The 23,224-nt window shown below is 60.2% G+C and carries 18 protein-coding genes and 2 pseudogenes; 8 read left to right on the forward strand and 12 right to left on the reverse strand.

Features of this window, described 5'->3' with window-relative positions:
- Positions 1-201: 201 nt before the first annotated feature.
- Complete coding sequence (locus ACN9M4_RS08780; RefSeq protein WP_426303142.1) at positions 202-501, forward strand: hypothetical protein; 300 nt, start codon at positions 202-204, stop codon at positions 499-501.
- Between the two features lie 78 nt (positions 502-579).
- On the opposite strand, the gene ACN9M4_RS08785 is transcribed toward ACN9M4_RS08780, so the two are convergent.
- The 4 genes and pseudogenes from ACN9M4_RS08785 to ACN9M4_RS08800 all read right to left on the reverse strand — a co-directional run bounded on the left by ACN9M4_RS08785 (position 580) and on the right by ACN9M4_RS08800 (position 3,358).
- The gene (locus ACN9M4_RS08785) at positions 580-942 is read right to left on the reverse strand and encodes a hypothetical protein (protein ID WP_426303143.1); all 363 of its coding nucleotides are present in this window, start codon (positions 940-942) and stop codon (positions 580-582) included.
- Entirely contained in the window at positions 939-1,073 is a 135-nt protein-coding gene (locus tag ACN9M4_RS08790; RefSeq protein WP_426303144.1) for a hypothetical protein, read from the reverse strand. Before ACN9M4_RS08790 ends, ACN9M4_RS08785 begins: the two co-directional genes overlap by 4 nt.
- 760 nt (positions 1,074-1,833) lie before the next feature.
- Positions 1,834-2,796, reverse strand: a complete 963-nt coding sequence (locus tag ACN9M4_RS08795; RefSeq protein ID WP_426303145.1) for an abortive infection family protein — start codon at positions 2,794-2,796, stop codon at positions 1,834-1,836.
- A gap of 279 nt (positions 2,797-3,075) precedes the next feature.
- Positions 3,076-3,358 (reverse strand): annotated as a pseudogene (locus tag ACN9M4_RS08800) (DUF4193 family protein).
- A gap of 379 nt (positions 3,359-3,737) precedes the next feature.
- On the opposite strand from ACN9M4_RS08800, the gene ACN9M4_RS08805 reads away from it, so the two are divergent.
- A complete protein-coding gene (locus ACN9M4_RS08805; protein ID WP_426303146.1) occupies positions 3,738-4,469 on the forward strand; it encodes a GIY-YIG nuclease family protein in 732 nt (243 codons plus the stop codon).
- A gap of 516 nt (positions 4,470-4,985) precedes the next feature.
- On the opposite strand, the gene ACN9M4_RS08810 is transcribed toward ACN9M4_RS08805, so the two are convergent.
- Positions 4,986-5,147: a hypothetical protein gene (locus tag ACN9M4_RS08810; protein ID WP_426303147.1), complete on the reverse strand. Its 162-nt coding sequence runs from the start codon at positions 5,145-5,147 to the stop codon at positions 4,986-4,988.
- A 229-nt stretch (positions 5,148-5,376) separates the two neighbouring features.
- Entirely contained in the window at positions 5,377-5,700 is a 324-nt protein-coding gene (locus tag ACN9M4_RS08815; protein WP_426303148.1) for a hypothetical protein, read from the reverse strand.
- A gap of 731 nt (positions 5,701-6,431) precedes the next feature.
- Here ACN9M4_RS08815 and ACN9M4_RS08820 point away from each other — a divergent pair.
- On the forward strand, positions 6,432-7,007 hold the full coding sequence (locus tag ACN9M4_RS08820) for a GIY-YIG nuclease family protein (protein ID WP_426303149.1): 576 nt from the start codon (positions 6,432-6,434) through the stop codon (positions 7,005-7,007).
- Between the two features lie 315 nt (positions 7,008-7,322).
- On the opposite strand, the gene ACN9M4_RS08825 is transcribed toward ACN9M4_RS08820, so the two are convergent.
- Complete coding sequence (locus ACN9M4_RS08825) at positions 7,323-8,027, reverse strand: hypothetical protein (protein ID WP_426303150.1); 705 nt, start codon at positions 8,025-8,027, stop codon at positions 7,323-7,325.
- Positions 8,028-8,796: 769 nt separating this feature from the next.
- Positions 8,797-9,582 (reverse strand): DUF5677 domain-containing protein, encoded by a 786-nt coding sequence (locus ACN9M4_RS08830; protein WP_426303151.1) that lies wholly within the window; start codon positions 9,580-9,582, stop codon positions 8,797-8,799.
- A 199-nt stretch (positions 9,583-9,781) separates the two neighbouring features.
- Between ACN9M4_RS08830 and ACN9M4_RS08835 the strand changes: the two genes are divergently transcribed.
- Positions 9,782-11,734 carry an ATP-binding protein gene (locus ACN9M4_RS08835; protein ID WP_426303152.1) on the forward strand — a complete coding sequence of 651 codons (1,953 nt, stop codon included), beginning with the start codon at positions 9,782-9,784 and terminating at the stop codon, positions 11,732-11,734.
- Positions 11,735-12,374: 640 nt separating this feature from the next.
- Here the strand turns inward: ACN9M4_RS08835 and ACN9M4_RS08840 are convergent.
- Complete coding sequence (locus tag ACN9M4_RS08840; RefSeq protein ID WP_426303153.1) at positions 12,375-13,238, reverse strand: hypothetical protein; 864 nt, start codon at positions 13,236-13,238, stop codon at positions 12,375-12,377.
- A gap of 911 nt (positions 13,239-14,149) precedes the next feature.
- On the opposite strand from ACN9M4_RS08840, the pseudogene ACN9M4_RS08845 reads away from it, so the two are divergent.
- The 4 genes and pseudogenes from ACN9M4_RS08845 to ACN9M4_RS08860 form a co-directional block, all read left to right on the forward strand.
- Positions 14,150-14,209 (forward strand): annotated as a pseudogene (locus ACN9M4_RS08845) (hypothetical protein); the annotation flags it as partial.
- Positions 14,210-14,251: 42 nt separating this feature from the next.
- Positions 14,252-15,325, forward strand: coding sequence for a hypothetical protein (locus ACN9M4_RS08850; RefSeq protein ID WP_426303154.1), 1,074 nt, complete (start codon positions 14,252-14,254; stop codon positions 15,323-15,325).
- Between the two features lie 763 nt (positions 15,326-16,088).
- Positions 16,089-17,639: a zinc-ribbon domain-containing protein gene (locus tag ACN9M4_RS08855; protein WP_426303155.1), complete on the forward strand. Its 1,551-nt coding sequence runs from the start codon at positions 16,089-16,091 to the stop codon at positions 17,637-17,639.
- 29 nt (positions 17,640-17,668) lie between these two features.
- Positions 17,669-18,508, forward strand: a complete 840-nt coding sequence (locus tag ACN9M4_RS08860) for a GIY-YIG nuclease family protein (protein WP_426303156.1) — start codon at positions 17,669-17,671, stop codon at positions 18,506-18,508.
- Between the two features lie 53 nt (positions 18,509-18,561).
- Here the strand turns inward: ACN9M4_RS08860 and ACN9M4_RS08865 are convergent, their stop codons facing one another.
- The 3 genes from ACN9M4_RS08865 to ACN9M4_RS08875 form a co-directional block, all read right to left on the reverse strand.
- A complete protein-coding gene (locus tag ACN9M4_RS08865) occupies positions 18,562-19,284 on the reverse strand; it encodes a DUF6994 family protein (RefSeq protein WP_426303157.1) in 723 nt (240 codons plus the stop codon).
- Positions 19,285-19,476: 192 nt separating this feature from the next.
- Positions 19,477-20,028, reverse strand: coding sequence for a DUF6308 family protein (locus ACN9M4_RS08870; protein WP_426303158.1), 552 nt, complete (start codon positions 20,026-20,028; stop codon positions 19,477-19,479).
- A 2,644-nt stretch (positions 20,029-22,672) separates the two neighbouring features.
- Complete coding sequence (locus ACN9M4_RS08875; protein WP_426303159.1) at positions 22,673-23,224, reverse strand: TetR/AcrR family transcriptional regulator; 552 nt, start codon at positions 23,222-23,224, stop codon at positions 22,673-22,675.

Raw genomic sequence — 23,224 nt, forward strand, 5'->3', positions numbered from 1 at the left:
GCAGCGGGTTACACACCCGTTGAGCCTTATCCAGGCATGAAAGTGCCATGGGCATGCCTCTGCCGCTGCGGCCGTGAAACCTCTGTCTGGACTTCAGTAGTGGGTGAGGGAAGCCGCGGATGTCGATATTGCTGCGAGGGCGGCTTCAAACCACATCTGCGGGGGACGACCTACCTGATCGTGAACGAAAGACTGGGCGCCTTGAAGGTTGGCATCACAGGCGTGGGCACCGACCGGCTCCGATCCTTCCAACGGCTTGGGTGGGAGGTGGCGCATCTCGAACATTTTGAGATGGGAAGCGACGCAATGTCCGTGGAGAGGGCGATTCTGGACTGGTGGCGCATCGAACTTGCGCTGCCGGCTTACCTGTCACCGGATGACTTGCCAATCGGCGGGGCTACCGAGACGGCCGAGCTCCAGATGATGCCGGTCTGGCTCGCCATTGAGCGAATCAAGGAAGTAGCCAGTCGTGTGCGGGAACTGGTGTCGACGGCCGCCTAGGAGGACCAGTCCCACCTGAACTGGTGCCCTTGGTGGCGGGCCGGGGGCACCGGCGGCGCCGGGGGCACCGGCGGCCGCCTACCCAAGGGCCGCGAACTTCGCCGTCAACGAGCGGCCGACGTCGGCCGATGGGCATCCTGCCAGTGGGCGCTCATCGACGGTCACGCTTCCGGCACGCCGTGGCCATGCCGACGAAGCCTTGCACGATTCGGTTCTCGTGTAATGACTCGCCCATGCGGCCGCCGGCGAGGGCGGTGAGAGGAGGCCGTCGAGCAGCACGAAGACCTCGGGTGGTGCAGCTGTGAGGAACCGCTTCACCTGCTCTTGACTCGCTGGCTCGGCATTCAGCGATTCGAAGAGGATCCGCTCCAGCACGTCCTTGCGGCGCATGTGACTGTTCAGCAGTTCCTGCACTTCTTCGGTTCGGTCATTGATCGTCATGCTGCAATCTCCTTGGTGTTGGTGTTGGTGTTGGTGTTGGTGTTGGTGCTGGTATTGGTGTCGTCGGCGTTATGCCTTGTCCAGCGTTCGTCGTGATTGGGGATGTTTTCGGGGGAGTGGCGGGTTTTCAAGGGTTGGCGCCCGGTGCGAGTCCCACCTCGGGCACGTGTTTCCGCAGCTCAGGGGCCCTCTTGGGCCTCTGAGTGTGGACAATGTGTTCACGGAAGGGCCCCTTCGGGGGCCTTTTTTCGTTGCCTGGTGCCTCGCCTTCCTCGGGTGCTTGCTGGTCCTGTGGTCTTGCTCCTTCATAGTGGGGCGGGGCTGGTTCTACATGACTTCTGTCTGATCGGCGGTTGCGGTTCGCGGCCCGTAGACGTCGCGGCAGTGTCAGTGTGTTGGCGTTGTTTCTTGCTGTCCGTCTGGTTGGGCGTCGTTCTGTTAGCGGAGCCAGTGCCGGGTTGAGGGGCTGGAACGCAACTTGGGGTACCGGGAGTGGTCCAAAACTTCGCGAGGAAACAAGCGACAGAGGAGCGCCTTGCCAAGTTTTGGAGTATGAGCGCCGCGTAGCGCCCTGGTTGCGCGGAGGACCCGCCCGGCGACAATGAAGGGGCAGAACGGGAATCGGCGTAGACCTCTTCCGGGGGGGGCTGGCACCGCCGCAAGACATCCTTGTACTACCCACCTCATTGCCGTCACCGGCGAAATTTGTGAGCTGGCTTTCGCAGCCCTGCCGGGCCGCGTGCATATACAAAGTGGCTGTTCAGGGGACTTTCGGTACCCACCCCAGAGTTAAGAGTTGGTGCGGAACCATCTTCGGCCCGTGCCTATGCAGTCTCGGGGAGAGGGGAGTTCTAAGGTGCCATCTGTAGCGACCGGGATTATCAGGTTCCATTACAACCAGTTGATTGGGTTGGGGTCTACGGGTGCCTTGGCCTTGAACGCGTTGTTTGTTCGTCGCTGTTGGATGGTTCCAAGGAGGAACTCGGCCACCGCGACCGTACCGTTCAAAGCCAGCCTTGCGTGCACTTCCGTGGCTACACTCGGGACGGTGCGGCCATGTCCGGTGCCGATTTCGTTCCGCAGCTCAGCGACGGATTGGATCGTTGTCGCGAGCGTTCGCAATAGCTTTTGAATGGTTTGGCTTCCGCGTGCGCTAGCTGGGACACTCTCGGCGTTGATGTTCAGGGCCTCACCGACCTTTTTGCATAGCGCAGGGACTTCGTCCGATCGGGCGAACTCAACATTTTCTTGGGTCAGAATCAATTTGAATAGGCTCTCCAAGAGCTCCTTAGATGAGGCTATTGCACGTGCCGGATCGCGTGTCAGGGTGTCCTTGATCCGCTGGAGGTGTTCATGGAGGACGCCGTCATCCGTCAAAAGAGGTTGTTTGGCTATCGCTTCGGGCAAGTCTCCGTGGAAGGATCCTTGGAGAGGCCGAGCTTTGAATAGAGGCTGGCCGCTGATTTCCCCGTCCTCGACAAGGCGGTAACCGTCCGGGCGGAGGGCAGTGTTGTAGATGTCCAAGACCTGGGCGGCGGCCTCCGCGTTGCGGACCAGGGGGTGGACGGTCATTTCGAGAAAGCGGAGGAAGTTCTCGTCCGTTCCCCATAAGACATTGAAGCGGCTGTCGGTGAAGACGTAATCGTCGTCCCAGTCGTACGGGTTGCGGACCCGGTGCTGCTGGATGTCCTCGTAGGCGTTGTTGAAGCGGCCATCAGTGCTGGGGAGCTCACGGAGGTTGTAAATCCTCGCCAGGAACTCGGGTTCGGAAAGTCTTCCGGCCCAGTTGATCCGTTGTAGGAGGTAGGCGTCAATGATATGTCGTCTGGTGACTTCCGTGATGTGACCTGACATCGCTACTTACCTCCGTTGAAACGAGGAAAACCCCTACAGGAGTTCTCTGGTGCATCCAATCTAGTTCCGCAAGCGTAATGGGCGCGGACGAGTGCATACTCGAATACGACACGAAGGCAAACGTGGCACCTCAGATGCGGCGATGGATACCCCGTCGCTGTGGTGGACCTGCAGGGCGACAGACGGAAGGTCGCCAATGGGCTTCTGGATGAATATTCGACTCTGCCGCAGCCATAGCCCGGGTGCATGGTTCGGCGGAGTAATGGCTTCAGCGAACAGTTAGGAGATGCCACCGCTCACCTTGGCGATCTGGGAGCGGTGGCCTACCAGGAAGCAGGAGCTGCAGACGAACTCGTCGTTGCCCTGGGGTATGACGTGAACGATCAGTTCTTCTGCCACGATTTCTCCGACGGGGCCGCCGGCGGCGAGACCATCGTCTCGTCGAGCTCCAGCACGACCTTTTTGCCGTCGGCCCGCCGGCTGACTGGAGTGCCTGCATGGACTGTGCCTGCGGCTCCTTGACGTCGGAGCGGAGTTCGTCGTAATCAGCTGCGCAGGTCATTGCCTTACTTTTTTGGGGTTGAATGCGAGAGAAACAAGGTACTCGGACCTAGTGGAATTCCCTACGCGGAGAGGCTTCGGCTGTACAGCCGTGTTTTCCGGATAGATTTCTGTCCCATGAGGAGTCCAAGCTTGTTCTGCATCCAGGGATTGAATATTTCGGAGAGCAGCTGCGAGCAAGCCGGTTTGGCCACAAGATAACCAGGGAGCTTTACGCATAGCCGAACCGGAAGACTTCGGTAAAACCAAAACGCGAAGAACTTTCCGAGGAGGCCTGGAACCACCAGACGTGGATCTACCGCGATGAAGAGCACACAGAGCATTCAGACGCCTTCCTGCTGACCTATCGTGACGCCGCCCTGACCAACTTCGACTTGTCCATGAAGTACTTCGCGTCTCTTGACGCAGACGCCTTCGAGGAAGCCCTCGAGCATGTCCTTGCCAATGGCGGCACCTTCAAACCAGTGCAGTCGCTGAAAGCCTGGGACGGCGTCACCGGCGCATACATCATGGTCTTCGATGAGTACCGTCAGTTCTACATCGGTCAGTCCAACGACATCCGCTCGCGGATCAAGAAGCACTGGACAAATCGAAAGCCTTTTGATCGGGTGCTTTTTGGAACAAAGTATGACTCGATCTTTCCGGTGGACGAATTGCGGGCACTGGACACGACGCGGATCTTCGCTGCTCGTAGCTACAACCCTTACGCAGTCGAAGCGCGAGCGGAGAACGCCGCGGACCGACGCTTCTGCTTGAACCGCATGGGCGGTGGTGTACCTGGAATGGCTGTGATGCTTGAAAGCCATATTCCGCGCAACCGTTCCCATGACGTGAATGCGGCCCCACAGACGAAGGAAGTCGCCGACCTGGAGTGGAACAAAGTCGACCTCTCGATTTCGCAGGCGAAATCCAGTCAGGATCCGAATCTTGCAAGAACTCTGGCCGGCATGGACCTGACGATCTGTTCTGTCCAGACGGACGGGCCGCCGCCATACCTATGGTCCAGGAGAGACGCCAGCTCCAGCGCGGCCGCCAACGGCGAGCTGAGCGTAGAAGAATTCGCCCGGTTCCTGAAGCTGATGGGCGAAAAGATCATCTGGCCGGAAAGCTAGAGCCGGTATCTGTGCTGGGCGGGCTAGGCGGAGTAGCATCCGAGCAATCGGCCACCGACCGCCGGGGGAACACACATGAGCATCGAAGGTCCCGCGAGCCAGCCTTACAACTCGATGTCGATACAACAGCCAGCAGCCGTCCCATCGTTGCGCATCGCCGCGGGCGTCGTAGCGATCGTACTTTTCATACCGGGTCTGTCGATGGCGGAGGCTCGGCTATTCACAGGTGGACTCGGCGGAAGCACTCCATTCAACGGATGGATGATCTTCCTCTTGAGTGGGGGCTGTCGGTTCCCTAGTCACAGGGATCGTCGTCATCGCCAAGCAGCGCAAGGTCAGCGGGGTGACGCCGTGGCTTGTCGCAACTTTTACTGGTTTGGTTGTCGTAGCGTGCCTTGGTCTGCTTCCGGCGCCAGGGTTGCCGGGGCTCACCCTGATTACCCTTCCGGTAGCCCTCGCGGCATTGGTACTCGCTGTGCTTGTCATCGTCATGGAACGGTCGCGGCGATAGTTCCCTCAATGATCTGTCCGCGCATCGTTTCGCCCGCACGGCATGTTCCAGCTGGTCAATGCCTGGTCTGACCGCACCAACAATTGCCGTCCTTTGCCGTCCTTGTGTTCCTGGATGACCAGGATGCGTTCCTCTCCGAGCAGGATGATGTCTTCGTAGCTGAGCATGGATCCAGTCCAGGATCAGCAGCCGGGCCGCAGGTAGGGGAGTCTCGGCGTATGTGGAAACCGGATGGACTGCCGCGACGTAGGCGGCCGCCTTTTTGAGGTAGGAAATGCGCTGTGAAACCTGCGGCGGCTCTGAACTTCAACGATGTCGCCGGTTTTGAATTCTCCCACTGCCTGGCCCCTGACCGTGTAGCGCCACATGTGGGCCGGGCGGCTTGCGGGCACCGTTCTAGGGTGTGGCCGGCGGTGTAAGTGCAAGGTCGATGGCGGACTCGACGGCGTCGCGGCGTTCGTCGGTCGCTTGGACGAGAAGCGACTGAATGGCGTGGATAAATGCGGAAAGTTTGGGCGTTCGGATCGTCGAAAGGCGTTTCGTCGAAGCGGCGAGCGACTCCGTGACGAGGACGCCTACGTCGTATCCGAGCGAGCCCGCATGAGACCCGTCGGAAGCTATATAGCTCGCTCCGATCGAGATGTCGCCCAGGAGCGCCAGCAGTGGTACGCGGATCCCGTCCGGAACGTCGCCGGCCGCGACAGCTGCAATAAAGGGCACCGATAGGCCGTTGCTTGATAAACGGTGCCCTGGTGACAGATGTTCGAGTAAAGCCCGTCACCGATTGCCATGTAAGGATCAGTTCGAAGGGTAGCCAGCGATCGCGATACGTCGCCTGCGATGGCGAGTGACACGTCTCCCGCATCGCCTATTGAAACGATGCCTCGTCCGTAGCAGTGCTTCAGCCGGCTCCAGTCGACGCCGTCCAATGCATCGAAACCTGTCCCATGAGGCTGGTAAGGAGTCCCCCACACGACTGAGAGTAACCATAGATGCTCACAGCGAGGACCCCTTGGGGGCGAGAAGGCATGGGTCAGCGGATGCTTAGGGTGCCCTGCCCCAGGTGCATGTGGAGCGGACCTGCTGGAATAGAGACGCATCACAGGTTCCGCACGTCCCTGATTTTTCTCCATGCACGTGAGGTCGTCCCAAAAACCCGAATGCCCAGCGCCTCCGAGAAGAGCGTTTTGAATAAGTTGTCACGTCCAGCGCTGGGTAAGCACGTACCCTCGTGCTTACCCCGCCGGCCGACATTGTGGCAAAGCTCAAGATCTGAGCTGGCTGTGGCCTGCTAGGGGCGGACTCCTCGACTGCCGCTCCTATAATGCTTCGAAAGATTAAGGGCAGGAGATCTGCCGCCAAATCAGTCGCCCAAGGTCTCGTGACGCGTCGGCCCGGCGCCTCGCGGAATGGGTCAATAATCCTAGCCGTCTCCTCAGTACTATGGCACCATGCACGACTTCTCGCCTACAGCGCTCCAGATCTTGCATCCTCACACACTCCACGCACCTACGGCCGTGTCTAAGGCGCCGCCGAAGAAGGGCATCTACGGTTGGCTGTTTGCTCCTGGGAGCCTTCATGTCCCGGACGCTCAATATGCGCGCACCGGCGATTTCGAACTCCTCTACGTCGGTATTGCCCCAAAGAGGCCAAGCATCACCGGGAAGGAAAGTGGCAGTCAACTTCGGTCCCGCCTGCCGGCCCACGCTAAAAAAGACGCTTCTCGCTCCACACTGCGGCTGACCTTAGGGGTCCTGCTGGCTGAGGAACTAGACCTCGCCCTTGGCATCCATAAAGGACGATTGAACTGGGGCGAGGACGGCGAAGATCGACTGACCCGTTGGATCAATACCCACGCTCGCGTGGCCTGGACTGAGGACGAGACACCGTGGGTTGTCGAGGACGAACTGCTTGCGCATGCATCGCTGGCCCTGAACATCGATGGGAGGGCTGATCTCTTCTCACTGGAGCTGACGAACCGCAGAGATAAGGCCCGCCGCGCCGCCCGCAATGCCTCGAAGAAGTGATGAATCTTCACTCAGCCCTTCCACGAGGTCCGCCCACAGCTCCTGCAGCTGCTGCCAACGTCGCTGGGCTGTCTTCGATTCGGTGCCGTGCAAGCGTTGGTGAAAAGGGCCTACCGGCGTAGGAGGATAACCCTTGGCCCGCTTCCGGTAGTGGTTTGCCAGCCAAGGCGCGCGTGCAGGTTGCCTGGAAGGCTTCCCGTAATGCCAAGGACCGCCTTACCGCGTTGCGTCGCAACTCATGGTAAACGAGACGCCTCAACGGTAGACAGTGACCTCTCCTTCAATGTCACAGATTTTCGGCGTACGAGAAGGCACTCATTTGGTTGCGGGCACCTTAGTCAACTCGTCGCCTTCTGGTTCCTTGCTCTCATCCTTGACCGGCATGGGCTCAACGCCCCTAGGTTCCGGATAAGTGCGGTACGGATAATAGCGGTCATGTACTAGGCCGAACGTGCTGGCACGCCTTCCGGGTCGCAGTCTCGGAGCCCTGCCACGCTCTGTTGTTCTCTCATCCTCACGGTAAACACGGCTGGAGGGAATGTACTCCTCCACCTTAATGCGTACTGCCTCGGTGGTTTGGTAGTAGTCCATGATGACTTTGATGAGAATGTTGTTATCCATGATCAGGGCTCCACGCCGGAAGTTCCGCATCTTATCCAGTGATGTCCACGTTGGATGCCCTTCTTCCCTCTGGTTGAAAGTCCCGTGTGCAAGGTGCTGGTTCTCATTCTGAAGCCGTTCCTGTAAGTCCAGTGGCAGGTCAGCTGCGTAGGGAGTGATGGCATCGTAGGCTGCTCTGGCAGCTTTCATCCGCCTCGTCAGATGTAGCCGGATATCAACGTTGTAGTCCAGTTGACCGAGCACAACCTTCAGGTGTTCCTCTGTGATGCGGCGGGGAGGACATTTGGCGATGAGTTCCAGTTCCCTGACCATATCCAGACCGTTGAAGGCAATGGTTGTCAGCGGGGTCTGGAGTGTTTTCAGCCGGCTTTCCCGCTTCCTTTTGGCCGGCAGTTCCACAACGAGGAAGTTGAAGGCATAGGCAGCAAGAAGACCAAGGCTGAGGTCATACAGCCATGGTTCAGGATTGGCCTGCTGCGTCCCGGGTCGCGGGACTTCCTGCGGGAGATAGCTGACAACGGTGGTACAACCAGAGTGACGAGGGAAGCCAGGGCAATCACATGTACGCCTGTGCGTTCCAGCCAATGTTCAACCCGGTTCCTATTTCGTTTCACCGACAGAGACTACCCGGACAGTTATGGCAGGCGAATTCGGGGTCTCGGTAGTTGGCAGGTTGGGATTCCGCGCTGGGGAGTCAGGTACGGATTTCTCGGCCGAACTCGTCGTCATCGATCCCTCGAAAGAGCCCGGCTTCTTTGCGAAGATCGGTGCGAAGCTCTTTGGGAGCTGACCTGGGCGTCTGCCATGGGGTGGGCCCGGGGGCTAGGGCTATGAGCGTGACGATTTTCGGCGACTACTTCCCCACGGGCAGATCGAGCCAGAACAGTCTGTGGGGGAGATTGAACCGTAGGCGGCGGCAACTTCACTCTTGACGCTTGAAGCAGATGGAGGTTGGCTATCTTCGCGAATCGCTGGCCACCGGGCCATAGCCAGCCGCTTCTAGCTCGTCCACCTCTTGGTTGAGGTACGTCCCATTTTGCTTTGCGAGGTTCTCCGGGCCACTTGCGTCGAAAAGCTATGGGACCCGCTGCCCATCAGCCAAACAGAAAGCAGCGATCCTTTCAGGCGCGCCGGCAGGCACACGGGAAGACGCAGGGCCCGCCGGAGACTATGCCTCTGACTTCGCCTTCCTTTTATTGGCTGTCTCGTAGTCCTTCGCAAGAGTCGAGGGGATGTTGGCTTTGTCTGCTATCTGTTCAACCTCGGCGAGGCGGTTGGGTTCCTTCCGGAGGCTTTCGATGGTCCAGCAGGCCAGCGCTGTCGCTATGCCAAGGTCCATCAGGTTTACCACCGGAAAGCGCTCGATGGCCTGTTGAAGTAAAGCGACCTCCCCTGTCAATTCATCGACGGCAAGGTAGCCGGTGATGGTGCTGCTTGTGACGTGTGTGGCTTGAGATAGCCGAACGTATTCAAAGCGTAGAAGTCCACTTTTCGGTTCATCTGGATCGGGGGTTCCATCGAGGTCGTCGCACATGGTTGAGAAGCTTGGAAGTTGCTTGAACGTCTTCCAAGCGGATATCTGCTCATCTGCGCCATCATCCAGGGAAACCTGTAGCCCTGCTGACTCAAAGTACTGAGACGCTTTGTACTTGGAGCCATCTACAAGTCGCTTCACGCCATTCGGTGTTAGAAACGCCCACTGGGCTGTGACGGCATGTTCTAGGGCAGCTCGAATATTCACGGTGGCCTCCACGGGAAATCCGGCATCGACGACGACCCACGCTGCGCGAGAATGGTTCAATGCCTGTTGGCACAGACCGTTCAAGACCAGAGTCGCTGCCGAGTCAACTGCGGAAGCCGTCATTAGGTCTTGAGAGTCCTGCAAATCAAGGAGTTCTTGACAGGCATGGCGGATGGCAATCGGGTCAAGGCTGCCCTGAGGAGCAACGGTCATGATGCATCAAGCCCCTTTGATTGGGAATCGCGTGTTGTTTACGATCAGATGCTCGTTCGGGGCCCGAAAAAAAGTTCCACAAATACTGAGCCTGACGGTCGAACGACTCCAATTCTTACTCCGTTAGGGTCGCTAAAAAAGGGGACGGCGCCTGCGTTAGAATCACTCTCAGTCATGCCCAACGGAGAAAAGGCGTCTGATGAGCCTCGATATTTTTGGTACAAGCAGTCTTGACGAAGTCACGCGCCGTGATCTGATCCGCAAGGAACTTCTGAACCTTACAACGTCATACTCAGACGAAGCTGACATTTTTGCAGAGTTGGTGCAGAACGCCGTCGACGCGATCACGACGAGACCTTCGGCCGTTGAGGAGGACAAGGGTAAGCTCACTGTCGTTATCGGGCGACGGAAGAACAACGCTCACTACTTCTATGTGCAGGACAACGGGGTCGGTATGGCCCCGGAGATCGTCGAGAAGGTCTTCATCCCGAGCTTTTCTTATGGCAAGAGCCAGGGGAAGTCCATTGGTTACAAGGGTGTTGGCCTTTCTTACGTCGTAGCCGTGTCCGACCATCTCGCCATAAGGACCAGGAGTGACAGTGAGACGACGGAGCGCACGATCCGATACACAAACGGCTGGGTGACCGACTCCGAGAAGCCTCAGCCGGCAGTTACCGCTGAATTCGATGTGCCCGATGTAGTTGCCAAGGTTGCGCAAGCGATCGGCAAGACCGGTACGGGTGTCTACTTTGCCTTCCATCCGGGGTCAGATCCCCGGACCCTCGATAATCTTGTGTATGTCGCCGATGCCACAAGGGAGCTTCGTTCCTGGGCTGCCTTCTTGTGCGCTAGGACTCCAGTGGGTCTCGCATTGGCTGAGGGCGCCGAACCGGTCACGCCCATGGACGTACGAATCGTTCTCGATCGCGGCGACGTAACGGAGGAGGCGACGTTCGAACGGTCCAGGTACAACCTCACTGAGGGAACGGTCGGCTACCCGTTTCCCGAAACCGTGTTCCGAGTGGGCATCAACACAGCGGATATTGACAAGACACCCTTGGCGCAGATGACCATCAGGCATGAGCGCAAGCACCAGGCGATCTTCCACGAATGGTCGGCGCAGGATCTGGTGGACGAGATCGACTCGCTGGACGACGACGAGCGCGCACTCTTGGCGTCGCACCTCGTCTGGGTACGGGGCTACCTCTGCTATAGCACCGAAGTACTGAAGAAGGTGCGCGAGGAAATGGGTACACGCGCGGCGGTTGTGAGATACGGAGCCAAGTTGGCCGTGGATGGGGCACCGCAGGGACGTGCCGTTGAGCTCGCGTTAACCTCTGACCAGGGGCTCGACAGGCAGACTCACATCGTCCTTGGATTCTCAGAGTTGGGCCTCGACACTGGCAGGAAAATTGTCTCGGACGAGCGCATCACCAGGGCGATCAACAGAGTGACGCAGCGTGTGGTGACAAAGTTAAAGGACTACCGCTGGACACTCAAAGTGAAGGACAAGGCGCCGGTTGCTTCCGACCTCACCAAGTGGGTCTCGGACGTCAACGCACGTGCCGGAAACTCGATCATCCCTGAGTTGTTCAAGGATCTGGGCTGCATGCCTCCTGCTCGTGTCGACCCTGACAATGAGCAGGAAGTCATCGCGCTTTGGACAGCATTGTTAACCACGGGGACTCTTCCGGGGTTCGCGATGCGCGCAATCTCCGGGTTCAACCGATATGACGCCCTCATCGATGTTGAGTCTGAAGCGATGAAGAACAGTGGGGCACTGGCGGCAATTGCGGCGGACTTCACCCCCAAGAAGAACTCCGTTCTTGAGTTTAAGTGGTCCTTCGAGAGTCTGATTACAGATTTTGAGCAGAAGGTAAAGCTCCCGCAGGAGATCGACTTGGTCGTGTGCTGGGACTGCGCTGATCTGAACATGCGGGTTGGTGGTCTGGTGCCCACTTATGCAAAGTGGTCCCATGAGCGACGCTTGAGAGCTGCATCGTATAACTGGAGCGACGACTCCGGGGCTATCCAGTTCCCCGTAATAGCTTTGCGTAACGTGGTTGCCGAGTTGCTTGTCGAACGTGGCGCGAACGTGGGAAAGCCGTTGCTCGATGTCCTGGTCAACCGTGACAACGAGAAGCATGTATAAATTCGCCGCAGTCCAGTAGGGTCAAGGATCTACGATTCTCACAAGCGCCGAAACTACAACAGCAGCCAACGTCCGCGCGGGCCAGCCTACACTGTTGAATTCGAAACGCCGCAATAGCGATTCGGAAATCGCCAACGGTTTGGCAGGCCGGGCGCGGTCGTCCGCGCCGATGGCCTGCGAATCGCCTATGAAAATTCGACGATTGCGACACAGCCTGGACAGCAAGGCCCCGCACCGGGCGCACCGCTTGAATTCGGACCTGGCTATTGTCTTCATCTCAGGACAATGTGGCTATGGAGCGCCTTTTGCCTCGCACAATCTGCCCGTCGGGAGCCGTCGAGACGGGGTTGACAGTGCTCGCGTGGCCACAAAGTTGTCGGGCACTTCTGCACGAGAGCCCGACGTAGTATTTGTCGAACTTCAGCGCGCGCCCCGGCGCGGCCGTGTTGAGGACCGCGGCGAACTCTCCGGCGAGATTGACGGTCGCGACGGGTCCCTGTGATTCTCAGTAGTGGCCCGGTTTGTGCTCTGGCCTGGCTCGTCGTTGTCCTCGGCCCCGACTGGCATTAGGTTGAGGACCGTTGTTGAGTGCAGGGTCATCACTGCGCCGACCTGCAACGGGATCGGGGCTGAAGGAGTTTCAGCGGGCTGATCCAGAGCAGCTGGCAATTGAATACCCGCCGGAGGACGTGTTTGTTGAAACAATCTCCCCGTCAACTGTGATCCGGCAGGTGATCGTCCCGGAGCCACCTGTGTTCTGAGCGGATAAGTACACGAAGTGTCCCCGGGGCATCATGAAAGTCAACCCCCGCTTTCCGGTTGTCTTGTTTGTGAGCGGCACCGCCTTGCCGGTCCCCTGGACTGTGCCGGTAGCTGACCCCAGGGTCACATCGGCCCCGGTAGCGGTCCCCTCCACCTCGTAGAGCACCGTAACCGTGCTCGAATACGCAGAGGTTTTTTCATCGGTTGTGGTGGAACTGGACTTGTTGGACTTTGTCGAGGCACCTGAGGCGAAGTAGATACCGACGGCAACCACCAAGGTGAGGACGACAGCAGCAGCACCCCACTGCGCAACTCTCACCCATAGTGGTGGCCGGGGCTTTACCTGCCGGGTTGGTGGCGCAGGTACCGGCTGGATTCGTGGTGCAACGTAAGCGGGCGCCGGTGCCTGGTCAAGTGGCCGCACACTGTTTCCTGGTGCCGGCACTGGTTCTGGAATTCTGGTTATTTCGGGGTTGAGCTGTGGCGGGTGAGGCGAATCAGCTTCGGCCTGGTATGCATCCGCCGCTGTCGAAAGGTCTTGATTCAATGCTTGAAGGGCATTACCGCGGCGCTGGAGGTATTCGCCGTGCGTCATTGCAGGGTGCTGCTCGCTGATACGGGTCAGCTGGAGGGCATATCGCCCATCCAGCGCCTCAATCTCGGCGTTCCACCGCTGGTACGCGTCCTCAACAACGCGACGGTAGTGATCTTCCGGAGTGCCGGGAATCGGAGATGTATTCATTTTTTGCCCCCACTTTGCGTTTTCTGATGTGTCAGTGGTGAGTGTAAGTCCTGCTGCGACAGGGTCAATCCCTTGAACGGTGTTTGCGTCGCAGGACTGGGGTTCCGAAGGTCCCGTCCGTGGTGCCAGTGACGCAGCGAGATGGGCTAAGAACGAGTGGCAGCGGGGGGGACTCCACCTATGGTGCACCTGTCGTGGATAGGACCGCGGACCAGTTTGTGCAGTCATTCAGGGCCGCCGCTGACTGGTTGCACAAAGGGTGCCGCAGGACCACAGGCGGAGACGGCAAGGGCGGCTCTTCCGTCATGGTGAACCTTCAGGATACGGGCTCCTGTCGCACCACAGTTGAAACAGAAGTGGCTGCCTGCCCGATGCTCCGGGGATGCCGCCAGGTATGACCATGTTCCTGGAAGCTGCGAAGCGCGGTCCCGTGCGAATCCAGTCGGTATGCACTGAAAGGCTCATTTGGGAAGCACTGTTCCAGATCGATCTGCGCAAGGACGCGTCAAAGCGTTCCTAGTTAAGGAACTGGATCTATCTAAGATGCCGAAGAACCGGTCCGTCCGGCTCGTCGTCGTCCTCGGGCAAACCAGGTTGTTATTCTATTTTTCAAGCAATTTGGAGGACCGGCCGACAATGGGCACGCATCGACCAGGACCGGGACGAATCCGCACTGGAAACGTGCTGGTTCTCGGACTTCCTCCTCATGGTCGGGGGAGGCCCACAGCTGCCGATTCCCCGGGAGAGCTTGCGCTGGGGCTGGCAGTCAGGCCGGACCCTCCGCGTGGAGGAATGGATGCAAACTGGTCTCCCGGATGACGTCCTGACGGATCTGCTTCGCCCCGGCCTCCCCGCTTGGGTGCGGAGGGTGGCAGCAGGCAAACTGCCCGCCCCAGAGACGGCCGTGCGTTCTGGCATCGGACAGGGACGCCGGGGTCCGGGCGGCGGTCGCACGGCATCAGGCAACACCTCCGGCCGCCCTCACCCGCCTGGCAGAGGACACTCAGCGGGCCGTGCAGTGGGCAGTACTGGAAAACCCGGCCAGCCCCAGCGAGCTGGCCACGTCCGTTGCCGAATCCCTGCTGCACGCTGACGTCGATGAGGACCTGTGCCAAGTGCTTGGAGTGATACGTGAACGGGCGGACATCGATGCACCGGCCTGCGTGGTGGATGGCGCCCTGGACCGGCTGTCCAAGAGCCGAAGGCGGGACCTAGACATGCGGCTGGTGGTTGCCGGCGACGAACGCGCAGGGGAGAAGACTCTGTCACGCCTTGGCCGAAGCGCCGACGAGAATGTTCGCAGGGAGGTCGCGTCAAACACCAGTGCTACGGACGCCGTGATGGAGCAGCTCGCCGGAGATTCCGAGCCAAGCGTCAGGGCATCGGTAGCTGCCAACCTGCGGACACCAGTGTCGGTTCTCGAAATACTTTCCCACGACCAGGAGCCCCAGGTCCGGGCCGAGGCGGCCGGGAACCGGAATCTTCCACAAAGCATCCTCACAACCCTGCTCAGCGACCCTGCCGACAGCGTCAGGGCTGCAGCCCTGAGGAACCCTGCAGCATCGGAGGACCTCGTGCGGGAGGCGGAAGCCGAACTGGAACTGTCCCGGCAGCAGACGCGACCCAGCCGTGAGGTCCTGGAGCAGATGGTTGCGGATAAGAGGGCGGAGGTGCGCATGAACGTCGCCTTCAACCCGGCCGCCGATGCTGACCTGCTGATGATGCTTGGGGGCGAACCAAGGAGCGCTCAGGTGCGACGCGCCGTGGCCGCCAACCCGAACACTCCAGCCGCCGTCCTGCGCTCACTTGCCGACGACGACTACCAGGTCCGCCAGGAAGTCGCCTTTAACGGCGCCACACCAAGGGATCTGCTGATTGACCTCGCAGGCAGGAGCGTCGACCTCGCAGTTCTCGTCGTGATGAACCCGGACGTGCCCCTCGAGGTCCCTGACACCCTGGGCCAGGACAGAAATCCACTCGTCCGATTCGTCGCCACCGGCCACTTGCAATCCGGGGTGTCTTCTACGACCGAGCACCCTGCTCAGCTGGGGAACGGGAGACTGCCTATATGCACCAGGCCGGAGTAGGTCCCGACTCGTCTTTGAGGAATGAGGAGCTGAAAGAACTGGCAAGGCTACCGGCCTGGAAGTGATCCTGGACGTCACCACTAACGTTGTCGAGCTGACCCAGGGCAGGTCCGTCCCGGACTTGCGGTTCCAGGCCGAGTTCAAAATATCCGGAAGCGCGGAGCGACGAGCTACTACTGTTCGGCACCTGGGGTTCTGCCCCGGTCACGCTCCTCTATCAGCAGTAGTGAGAACGGTAGGCAAAAGATGGTGTCTGAAGGCCGTCGGCTTTATGCTTGCCGGCTACGAGCTGCACTTGTGCGGGGGCCAGGAGCCTGTCGATCAGGAGGCGGCGGCTTCCATTCCGGAGCTCTCCCACGAATTACTGCAGTTGCCCTCCTGACGGCATTCAGCCTTCGGGGTGGATCCGGTCTGAATTCGTCTAGAGTGATCGCCAGACACGTCAGGGGGATACTTGAGCACCGCAGCACCATCGGCACCAAGGCAACAGGCCTGTTTGACCAGTTCCTGCGGCAATGCCGCTGCCTACAGGACGCGCACAAAACCAGCGTGGTGCTTAGACTGCATCGACGACATCCTCCGCGAAGGTGGCCTCTCAGCGGACGAGCCATTCGTTGGCCCCAGCGAATGGCGACTGACCACCTGCCTGGATTGCGGCGTGCAGGCTCACTACAGGTTTGAATACACGCTCGAGAAGAACGCCCGAGGCGAAAAGACCTGCCGGGCCTGCCACTGGAAAGAATGGGCGAGATGGGCCCGTGAAATGTCGGGATCAACCGGGCGCATCTATTCGATTGAGGAAATCATTGCCCACTCAGAGAGGAACGGGTACGACTTCGTCGCCACAACCGTTGAGGTCAACGACGGCTACGACCCCGTCATCGTCCGCTGCCGGTCCTGCAGGCGGATCTCCGCCGAGCGAATGAGCGACATCGGTTGGGGTTGTTCCTGTTCCCGCAACGTCCGATCTGTCACTCCGTCGGCGGCGACTGCCAAGGCGGTCCCGGCCCGGAATATCCGGTCAGCCAACCCGGCAAGCCCACTCACGTCCAAAGTGCTGTTCGCCGACTCTGACGATGCGGCCCTCGACTGGTGGGACCACGAGCGCAACGACGAGAAGACGTTCCGCACTGTTACCCTCAGGGCGACGCGGACTTGCCACTGGGTGTGTCCGGAATGCCATCTGTCCTTCACCGAAAAAGTTGTCAACATGACCGCAGGACGCGCCTCGTGCCCGGACTGCAGCGCCATCCGAAAGGCCGAATGGGACAAGGAGTACGAACGGTGGAAGATCACCCCGGTCGCCGATGTTCCGGAGCTGGCAGCCGCCTGGGCCGATGAGGCCGATCCGCGGACCGTCATGGTTGCCGGGCACTGGATGCTGCGTCGTTTCCGCTGCCCCGCGGGACACCACCCGCGGGTCAGCCCTCTCACCTTCCTGAAGTCGGGTTGCCCCAGCTGCCGGGGTGCGGAAACACGGAAGAAGCAGAAGAACTGGCTCGCGGACACCCTTCCGGAGATCGCCTCACAGTGGCATCCCACACTCAACGGCGAGCTTACTCCCCACGATGTTGTGTGGGACTCCCAGCGCACCGTCTGGTGGCTGGCCGACTGCTGCGGACACGAGTGGAGCGCGACACCGCGGTCACGGGACAAGTACGAGAGGCTGCGCTGCCCGCAGTGCCGGACCATCCTGGGATCCCTGGCGTGGCAGGATCCCGGACTAGCAGCCGAGTGGAGCCCGGCGAATCCCGTGGGCGCCTGGTACATCCGGCCCTATGCATCGACCACCTTCGTTCCGGAATGGATCTGTGCCATCAACCCGGCGCACGTGTGGACAGGCTCCCTCAGCGGCCGGTCCAACGGGGCTGAGTGCCCGGCATGCAGCGAGGTCGGCAAGTCCAAGGTGGAACTGGCCCATCTTGTCGCCGCCGAAGAAATGTTCCCCGGTGCCCGCTCCGGAGCGGTACTGCGGGACAAGGCGTTCACGACACGCAAGTCCTGGTCGGCGGACATCAGCTTCCACATCAGTGGCCAGCTCCTTGTCATCGAGTATGACGGCGCGTACTGGCACTCGGACCCGGCCAAGATCCTGACGGACGTCCGGAAGACCACAGACCTGCTGGCAGCCGGCTACCTGGTGGCACGGCTGCGGGAGGACAACCTGCCTCCGCTGGGGATCGACGATCCCGGCTATCACGAGGTCCGGGTTTACTCCGCGGCTCCCCGGCCACAGAAGACCATGGAAGAGGTCTCGGCCTGGCTCCAGGCACTCAAGCTGGTTCCGGCGACGGCAGCATTCCGGGAACAATGACGGGCAACGATTTTGAGCGAAGGAAACGCATGAAGGACAACTCGGGCGAACTGAGCCTCGGACACCTCTTCCAAGCAGCTGGTCTCGCACCGGAGGAGGTACAAGTCATCCGGCATACGCTCAAGCCGGACGGGCTGAAAACCAGGGCGGACGCGATGGGACCCAGCCTTCTGCCATACGCCCGGGAACAAGGCATCCGCAACAGCAAGCTGCCGGCGACGCCGCCCCGGATCTGGCTGAACTTCCTGGCCACCACCGGCCGGCGTGCCCGGTTCATCACGGCGCACGAAAACCACGGCGAAGTCCTTGCCGAGCGCACCGATGATCGCCGCTTCTTCGACCTGCGGCCCACCCAGGTGTTCGCTGCCCTGGCGGACCGGCTCGTCATTGAATGGACCAAGGACGCGGTGAACTGGGCCAAGACGGGGGACCAGGCGGTCGGGATGGCCGTGGTCGAGATTGCCGACCCGTCCAGCGTGGCCTTCCCAGGCTTCGACTCGCTCCTGGTCAGCTTCGACGAGCTCCAGGCCGTCATCACCGACGACCGGTACGGTCAATGGCGGACCGCCCTGAGCTCCGTGCAGGGCATCTACCTGATCGCCGACACCAGCACCGGCCGGCTGTACGTGGGCAAAGCCGACGGCGCCGAACGCTTCCTGGGCCGCTGGAGCGAATACGCCAGGAACGGCCACGGCGGCAATGTCGCACTCCGGGAGCTGGCCGCCGCCGACGCCCTGCACCGGCAACACTTCCAGTTCAGCATCCGGCAGGTCTTCTCGCCGAGCGCACCGGCCGCCCAGGTCGACGCCGCCGAAGCCCACTTCAAGCGGGCTCTCCTCACTCGGCAGTTCGGAATGAACCTGAACTGACCTCTTCCAGGTACGGGTGCTGCCGGCAAAAACAGACCGCAACCAGCGGCTTTTTAGCTGGGATCCGTGCACGGTTGAGCGTCGATCCTGGCGTTGCGTGCGCTGATGAAGCTGTTGCTCTTGGCCAGGTACTTCAGGTATTCGGTCTCGTCCTGCGGGACGGCCGGGGTGCTGAAGTCTTCGAACTTGTGGAAGAAGTCGATCTCCCCGTCATCCTTCAGGAGGTCCTGCAGCAGGAAAAAGTCGACGTACCCGTTGAAGTCCCCGAACAGGGCGAAGAATTCTTTGTACCTGAGCAGGACGCCCTCGAGGGGACTCGGCTGCTGGCGGCCGACATAGTAGCGGCGGATGCATTCCAGGGTCAGGTCGAACCGGTCAGCGATCTCGCTCTTGAAACCGCGGGCTCCGTTGATGGTGATCTTCCCGCCGATCTTGTTGCCTGGGAACACGATAGAGCTTCCGATCGTGTAGCCGGGCCACGTTGGCAGGTCCTCCGGCGGGATGTTCCTGACGATGTGACCTGCCCGCTTGTGCAGCCTGGTAGTGATGGCGTCGCTGGCCAAGAAAAAGACACCGTTCGAGGACCTGTGCACCAGGTACGCCCTGAGTTCAGGTGTCAGATCGAAACGCCCGTTTCCGTAGGGCAGCTCTTTGCTCCACAGCCTCCGGTGGTAGTCCTTCAGGGTCGGACTGTCCTCGTCAGGGTCTTTACCTGGCGGAGTATCAAGGTTGAAGTCGAAGGACGTGTCGATGCATTTCTTCTTCTCATGTTCCATCAGGTGATTCCTTTCTCGTCTGGCTCCACGGTCACGAAATGGCAGAAGCGTCGGGTGTTTGTTTCCGAAGTCGACCGCACAGAATGTCAAAGCCGGCTGCACAACTGCCCGTTGGGGGATCGTCCATCGGCGACTAGGGAGGCGGCTGCACGGTCCAATGCCCCGTTCGACGTGATCACGCGGGAGGTGCGCCTACGATTTTTCCCGCTCGGGGGTCCAAATCAGGATGTCCGCTAGGCGGAGGAGCGTCAGTTGCTCCCCGTCCGGGGTGACTGTGGCCGCGGCGAGAGGGGTCAGCCAGTCGGTGTTCGCGCGGATATCCTCCCAGAGGCATGCTCGAACTTCGCTTGGATACTTCGTACCGTAAAAGCTGAACACTCGGGAATCGATCAGGGGCACAATATGCGGGCGGCGACGGTGGAGGACCTTGGAAACTGTTACTGCCGTCCACCCCTTGACTTCCAAGGCAGCTCTGTTGGCAGCCGCCAGGCTTTCCGTTGCTTCCTCCAGCCGAGATATGTCGGGGTAAGACTCGAAGCTGTCTACATCACGCAGCTCAACCAACGCTTGATCGATCGCGTTGCGGAGCCGCTGTGCTGGACCATCGCCGTCGTTGAACAGGGGTATTACATCGGGGGCACTGAGCCTCAGGCTCAGGAGATTTGCCATCAGCACATCTGATGGGGAAAGCAGTGCATTGATCTCGCCCCGGTGATCATATGTATTGAAGGCGTACGCGTGCATCCGGGAAGTGTAGCGTCGGAGCTTTTCCTGAGCTGATCCCGTCAACTTGGCCAAACTTTGCGTTTTCGTCCTCGCCATGGTTTCCCCTGAATGCGTTGAGATCGCTCGTATGAGCGGGCGGTGCCATTGACAGGCTACCTGTGAAGAGCAACGTGGGTGTGTCCGGCGCCGACGGCGCCCACTCGTGTCGCCGGGCGCGGATGATCTCGACAATGTCCGTGGATGTCCTGATGCTGGTTTGCGGGCGTCATCTTGCCTCCTTCATTTTGACTTCTGTGTCACCGAACGGTGAGCGCTTGGGGTCCGATCGGGTAGGTCATGTCCTGTGGCGTGGGAAACACGATGAACAGTGAAATGATCGGCGACGGATGAAGGGGAGGGGGTGGTGTACGTGGATTGCGGATTCGTGCTCGAGAATCATGCACGTCGAAGTCCGCGCCCGCACCTGTTCCCGTTGTCGCTGCATGGCAAAAAAGAAAGTGTGGACACTGTCCACACTTTGCCCGTCGGACTAGGGCGTACATCGGCCGGACTGGCCCGGTTTGGGCATGTTTCTGGGGGAATGGCGGATTCTGGCGGCCCGGAACCCGGTTCGAGTCCCACCTCGGGCACGTATTTTCCCAGCTCAGGGGCCGGTTGGCCGTTGAGTGTGGACAATTTGTTCACGGATGGGCCCCTTCGGGGGGCCTTTTTTCGTTGACCGGGTGCCTTCCTTTCCTTTCTCTGACCGCGGTTCTGCGGTCTTGCATCTTCATGGCAGGACCGGACCATGAACTACATGACATCTGCACCGTCGTCCGCGATGATTTCGTTTGGTGGAGCACACAGAGGAGTTCGGAGCGTTCAAGAGGGCGTCCACAATGTGCACACCTGCCCTGAGGGCTGGGCCCGAGCTGATCAAATTTGCCAGGTTCTCGTGCGGTGTCGGCCCACATGAAACAGGTGGGCACGGTCGGCGGTCCGGTCGGCAAGGAAGCGCCGTGATCTCCGAGAGACATGAGCCGATCCAGGTGGTGTCATCTGGCCGCCTGAGATGTCTGCGGGTCTTACTGGCTTGAGCTGACTCCGTTGACGAGCAGGATCAGCATGCATTTGTATTCCGGGGCGTCAGAACCTGTGGGGCGTTCCAGTCCCGGCTGAGGTAAACACCGGTTGTGGTGCTTTGGTCATTGACTGGCGTGGTCTGCCATCCATAACTTCTGACTGTTCTCCGGTCCGCCTCAAATGCGATATTGGTGTATTCGCTGTCCTTAAGGATGTACCTGGAGTCTTTGATCATCGCGAACATCTCGTCTGTGGTAGGTGAGTCATCGCGTTCCCAGATGCATTGAATGCTGGGACATCGCACATCGATGCAATATGCGAACAGGACGGCTGAGACCGTCCATACGATGCGGCGCCGGAGCGTCGGGGCATTTCTACGGCTTGCGCGGTGCATCGGCTTGCTCATTTGCGCACCGCCATCGTCACTGAAAGCCGGAATACGGAGCCCTGGCACGCAGATTGCGAGGCTGCGGACATCGACGCGGCGCCAGGGAGGGTGATCAGGACCGAGGAATTCGCCGGCACCACAACCGCGGGGCTCAACGGAGCGGCCCAGGCGTGCCCGCTGGCGGCGAGGGCGGGTGCAGACGCCCGGAATCCAGGCAGCCGAAGGCCAGACGGCACGGCGCACAGCGCGGGCTCGCTGTGAATCCGGAAGCAAGTAGCCGCCGGAATCCTTGCGGAAACCAGCCGGTCGACGGGAACAAGAAAATCGTGTCCGGAGTGGAGAGAAGCCGTGGGAAAACATGGAAAAGTGACGCCGCGCAAGGAGCAATGCGCGGTCTCACGGAAACAACACATTCCTCGAAGTCCCGGCCCTATTTCAGGAGAATTCTAGAATTTCGGGTCAACCGGAATGTCCGGTTAAACAGGAAGGCCCGCGCAAATTGCCAGGGCCCGGTTCGCCTGTTCAGGGGTTTCAAAGGGTGCCGAGATCTCCATCGGATGCAACTCTGCCCGTACCCTGAGGAACCGCAGACTGTGCCGGAAAGACCGACCCGACCATGACGAGTCGGCCAGGACCTCGACGACAACCGGCTCCACGAGGGTCAACGCACAGGCGAAGCATCACGGTTGAACCGGTCAATTGTGCTGCCTTTCACCACCTCAGGCCAAGGATGGGGGCTGGCCGGGGGCCTGAGCCATCGTGCCAATGCCCTTCTGTCTGCGGCTCTCAGAACCGATGACCGGCCCACGATCCGCAGCTCGCCGCACACCCGAAGGCCGGCGACGATTTCGGTGGGGCGGTCCATCGGTCCGATCACGGCACCGCAGACTATGTCCGTTTCAAGACTCTTGTACTTAAGCCAGATGCCTTTGCCGCCGACATATGGCTGCGCTTCACCCTTCAGAAGGTGGTGGGCCTCGTCGGCAATGAGCAGGGCAAGTTCTTGCCGGTAGCGGAAGCACACATATTGGAAAGGGGCTGCATCAAGGCAGGTTCCAGGGCGGCTTGGCTCCGCCCTGGAACCTGCGCCCTTCATGAGCATGGGCTCCGAGGCCAGTTGCTACTCCCTGTTGCGGATATGACGGAAATTTGGGTACTGCGCCCTCGTCCGCGGGGTCCTTGTAACGGAGCTGTCAGGGTGGCGGTTTTGAATCAACGTCCGCTGAGCACGCGTGCCCATGGTTCGTCGATGTCGCCAAGGCCCAACGTGGCTACCACGTTGTCGACCATGCCGGCGCCTAACCAGCGACGCACTGCCTCCTCGTCAGCGTGGAAGAGGGCCTGGACGGTGTCGACCTGCTTGGCATAACACCGACGGACCGCGGCACGGACGAGTGGCTCCTCGGCCGCGCAGTTCGCATGCATGAGGAATCTGAGTATCGTGCGGTCGGCAACCAGTGCGGAGTAGGCGTCGCGGGCTGCCTGCAGCGCCTGCTCTGGGGTTGCTTCCGCCGCTGCAGGATCCGGCGCGTAATCCATCAGCGCCTGCGTCATCACCTCGGAGACGTGATCGACCGCCATCGCGAACAGCGTTTCCTTGTTCTGGTAGAGGCGGTACAGGTATGGCTGGGAGATTCCTACCCGCTCCGCAATCTCGTGAGTCGTCGTCCCATAGAACCCCTTCTGGGCGAAACACTCGACGGCGGCCGTCACGACGGCCTGGCGTCGCTCGTCACTCCTCGCCCGGGTGCCGGCGGCAGGCAT

It is taken from the genome of Arthrobacter sp. R-11, assembly GCF_049913155.1.
GTDB lineage: Bacteria > Actinomycetota > Actinomycetes > Actinomycetales > Micrococcaceae > Arthrobacter.

Excerpts from the sequence above, each read along its gene's own strand:
- ACN9M4_RS08785 (WP_426303143.1), bottom strand. The coding sequence starts at position 942 with ATGACGATCAATGACCGAACCGAAGAAGTGCAGGAACTGCTGAACAGT.
- ACN9M4_RS08795 (WP_426303145.1), bottom strand. The coding sequence starts at position 2,796 with ATGTCAGGTCACATCACGGAAGTCACCAGACGACATATCATTGACGCC.
- ACN9M4_RS08805 (WP_426303146.1), top strand. The coding sequence starts at position 3,738 with ATGAAGTACTTCGCGTCTCTTGACGCAGACGCCTTCGAGGAAGCCCTC.
- ACN9M4_RS08810 (WP_426303147.1), bottom strand. The coding sequence starts at position 5,147 with ATGCTCAGCTACGAAGACATCATCCTGCTCGGAGAGGAACGCATCCTG.
- ACN9M4_RS08820 (WP_426303149.1), top strand. The coding sequence starts at position 6,432 with ATGCACGACTTCTCGCCTACAGCGCTCCAGATCTTGCATCCTCACACA.
- ACN9M4_RS08830 (WP_426303151.1), bottom strand. The coding sequence starts at position 9,582 with ATGACCGTTGCTCCTCAGGGCAGCCTTGACCCGATTGCCATCCGCCAT.
- ACN9M4_RS08835 (WP_426303152.1), top strand. The coding sequence starts at position 9,782 with ATGAGCCTCGATATTTTTGGTACAAGCAGTCTTGACGAAGTCACGCGC.
- ACN9M4_RS08840 (WP_426303153.1), bottom strand. The coding sequence starts at position 13,238 with ATGAATACATCTCCGATTCCCGGCACTCCGGAAGATCACTACCGTCGC.
- ACN9M4_RS08855 (WP_426303155.1), top strand. The coding sequence starts at position 16,089 with ATGTCGGGATCAACCGGGCGCATCTATTCGATTGAGGAAATCATTGCC.
- ACN9M4_RS08860 (WP_426303156.1), top strand. The coding sequence starts at position 17,669 with ATGAAGGACAACTCGGGCGAACTGAGCCTCGGACACCTCTTCCAAGCA.
- ACN9M4_RS08865 (WP_426303157.1), bottom strand. The coding sequence starts at position 19,284 with ATGGAACATGAGAAGAAGAAATGCATCGACACGTCCTTCGACTTCAAC.
- ACN9M4_RS08870 (WP_426303158.1), bottom strand. The coding sequence starts at position 20,028 with ATGCACGCGTACGCCTTCAATACATATGATCACCGGGGCGAGATCAAT.
- ACN9M4_RS08875 (WP_426303159.1), bottom strand. The coding sequence starts at position 23,224 with ATGCCTGCCGCCGGCACCCGGGCGAGGAGTGACGAGCGACGCCAGGCC.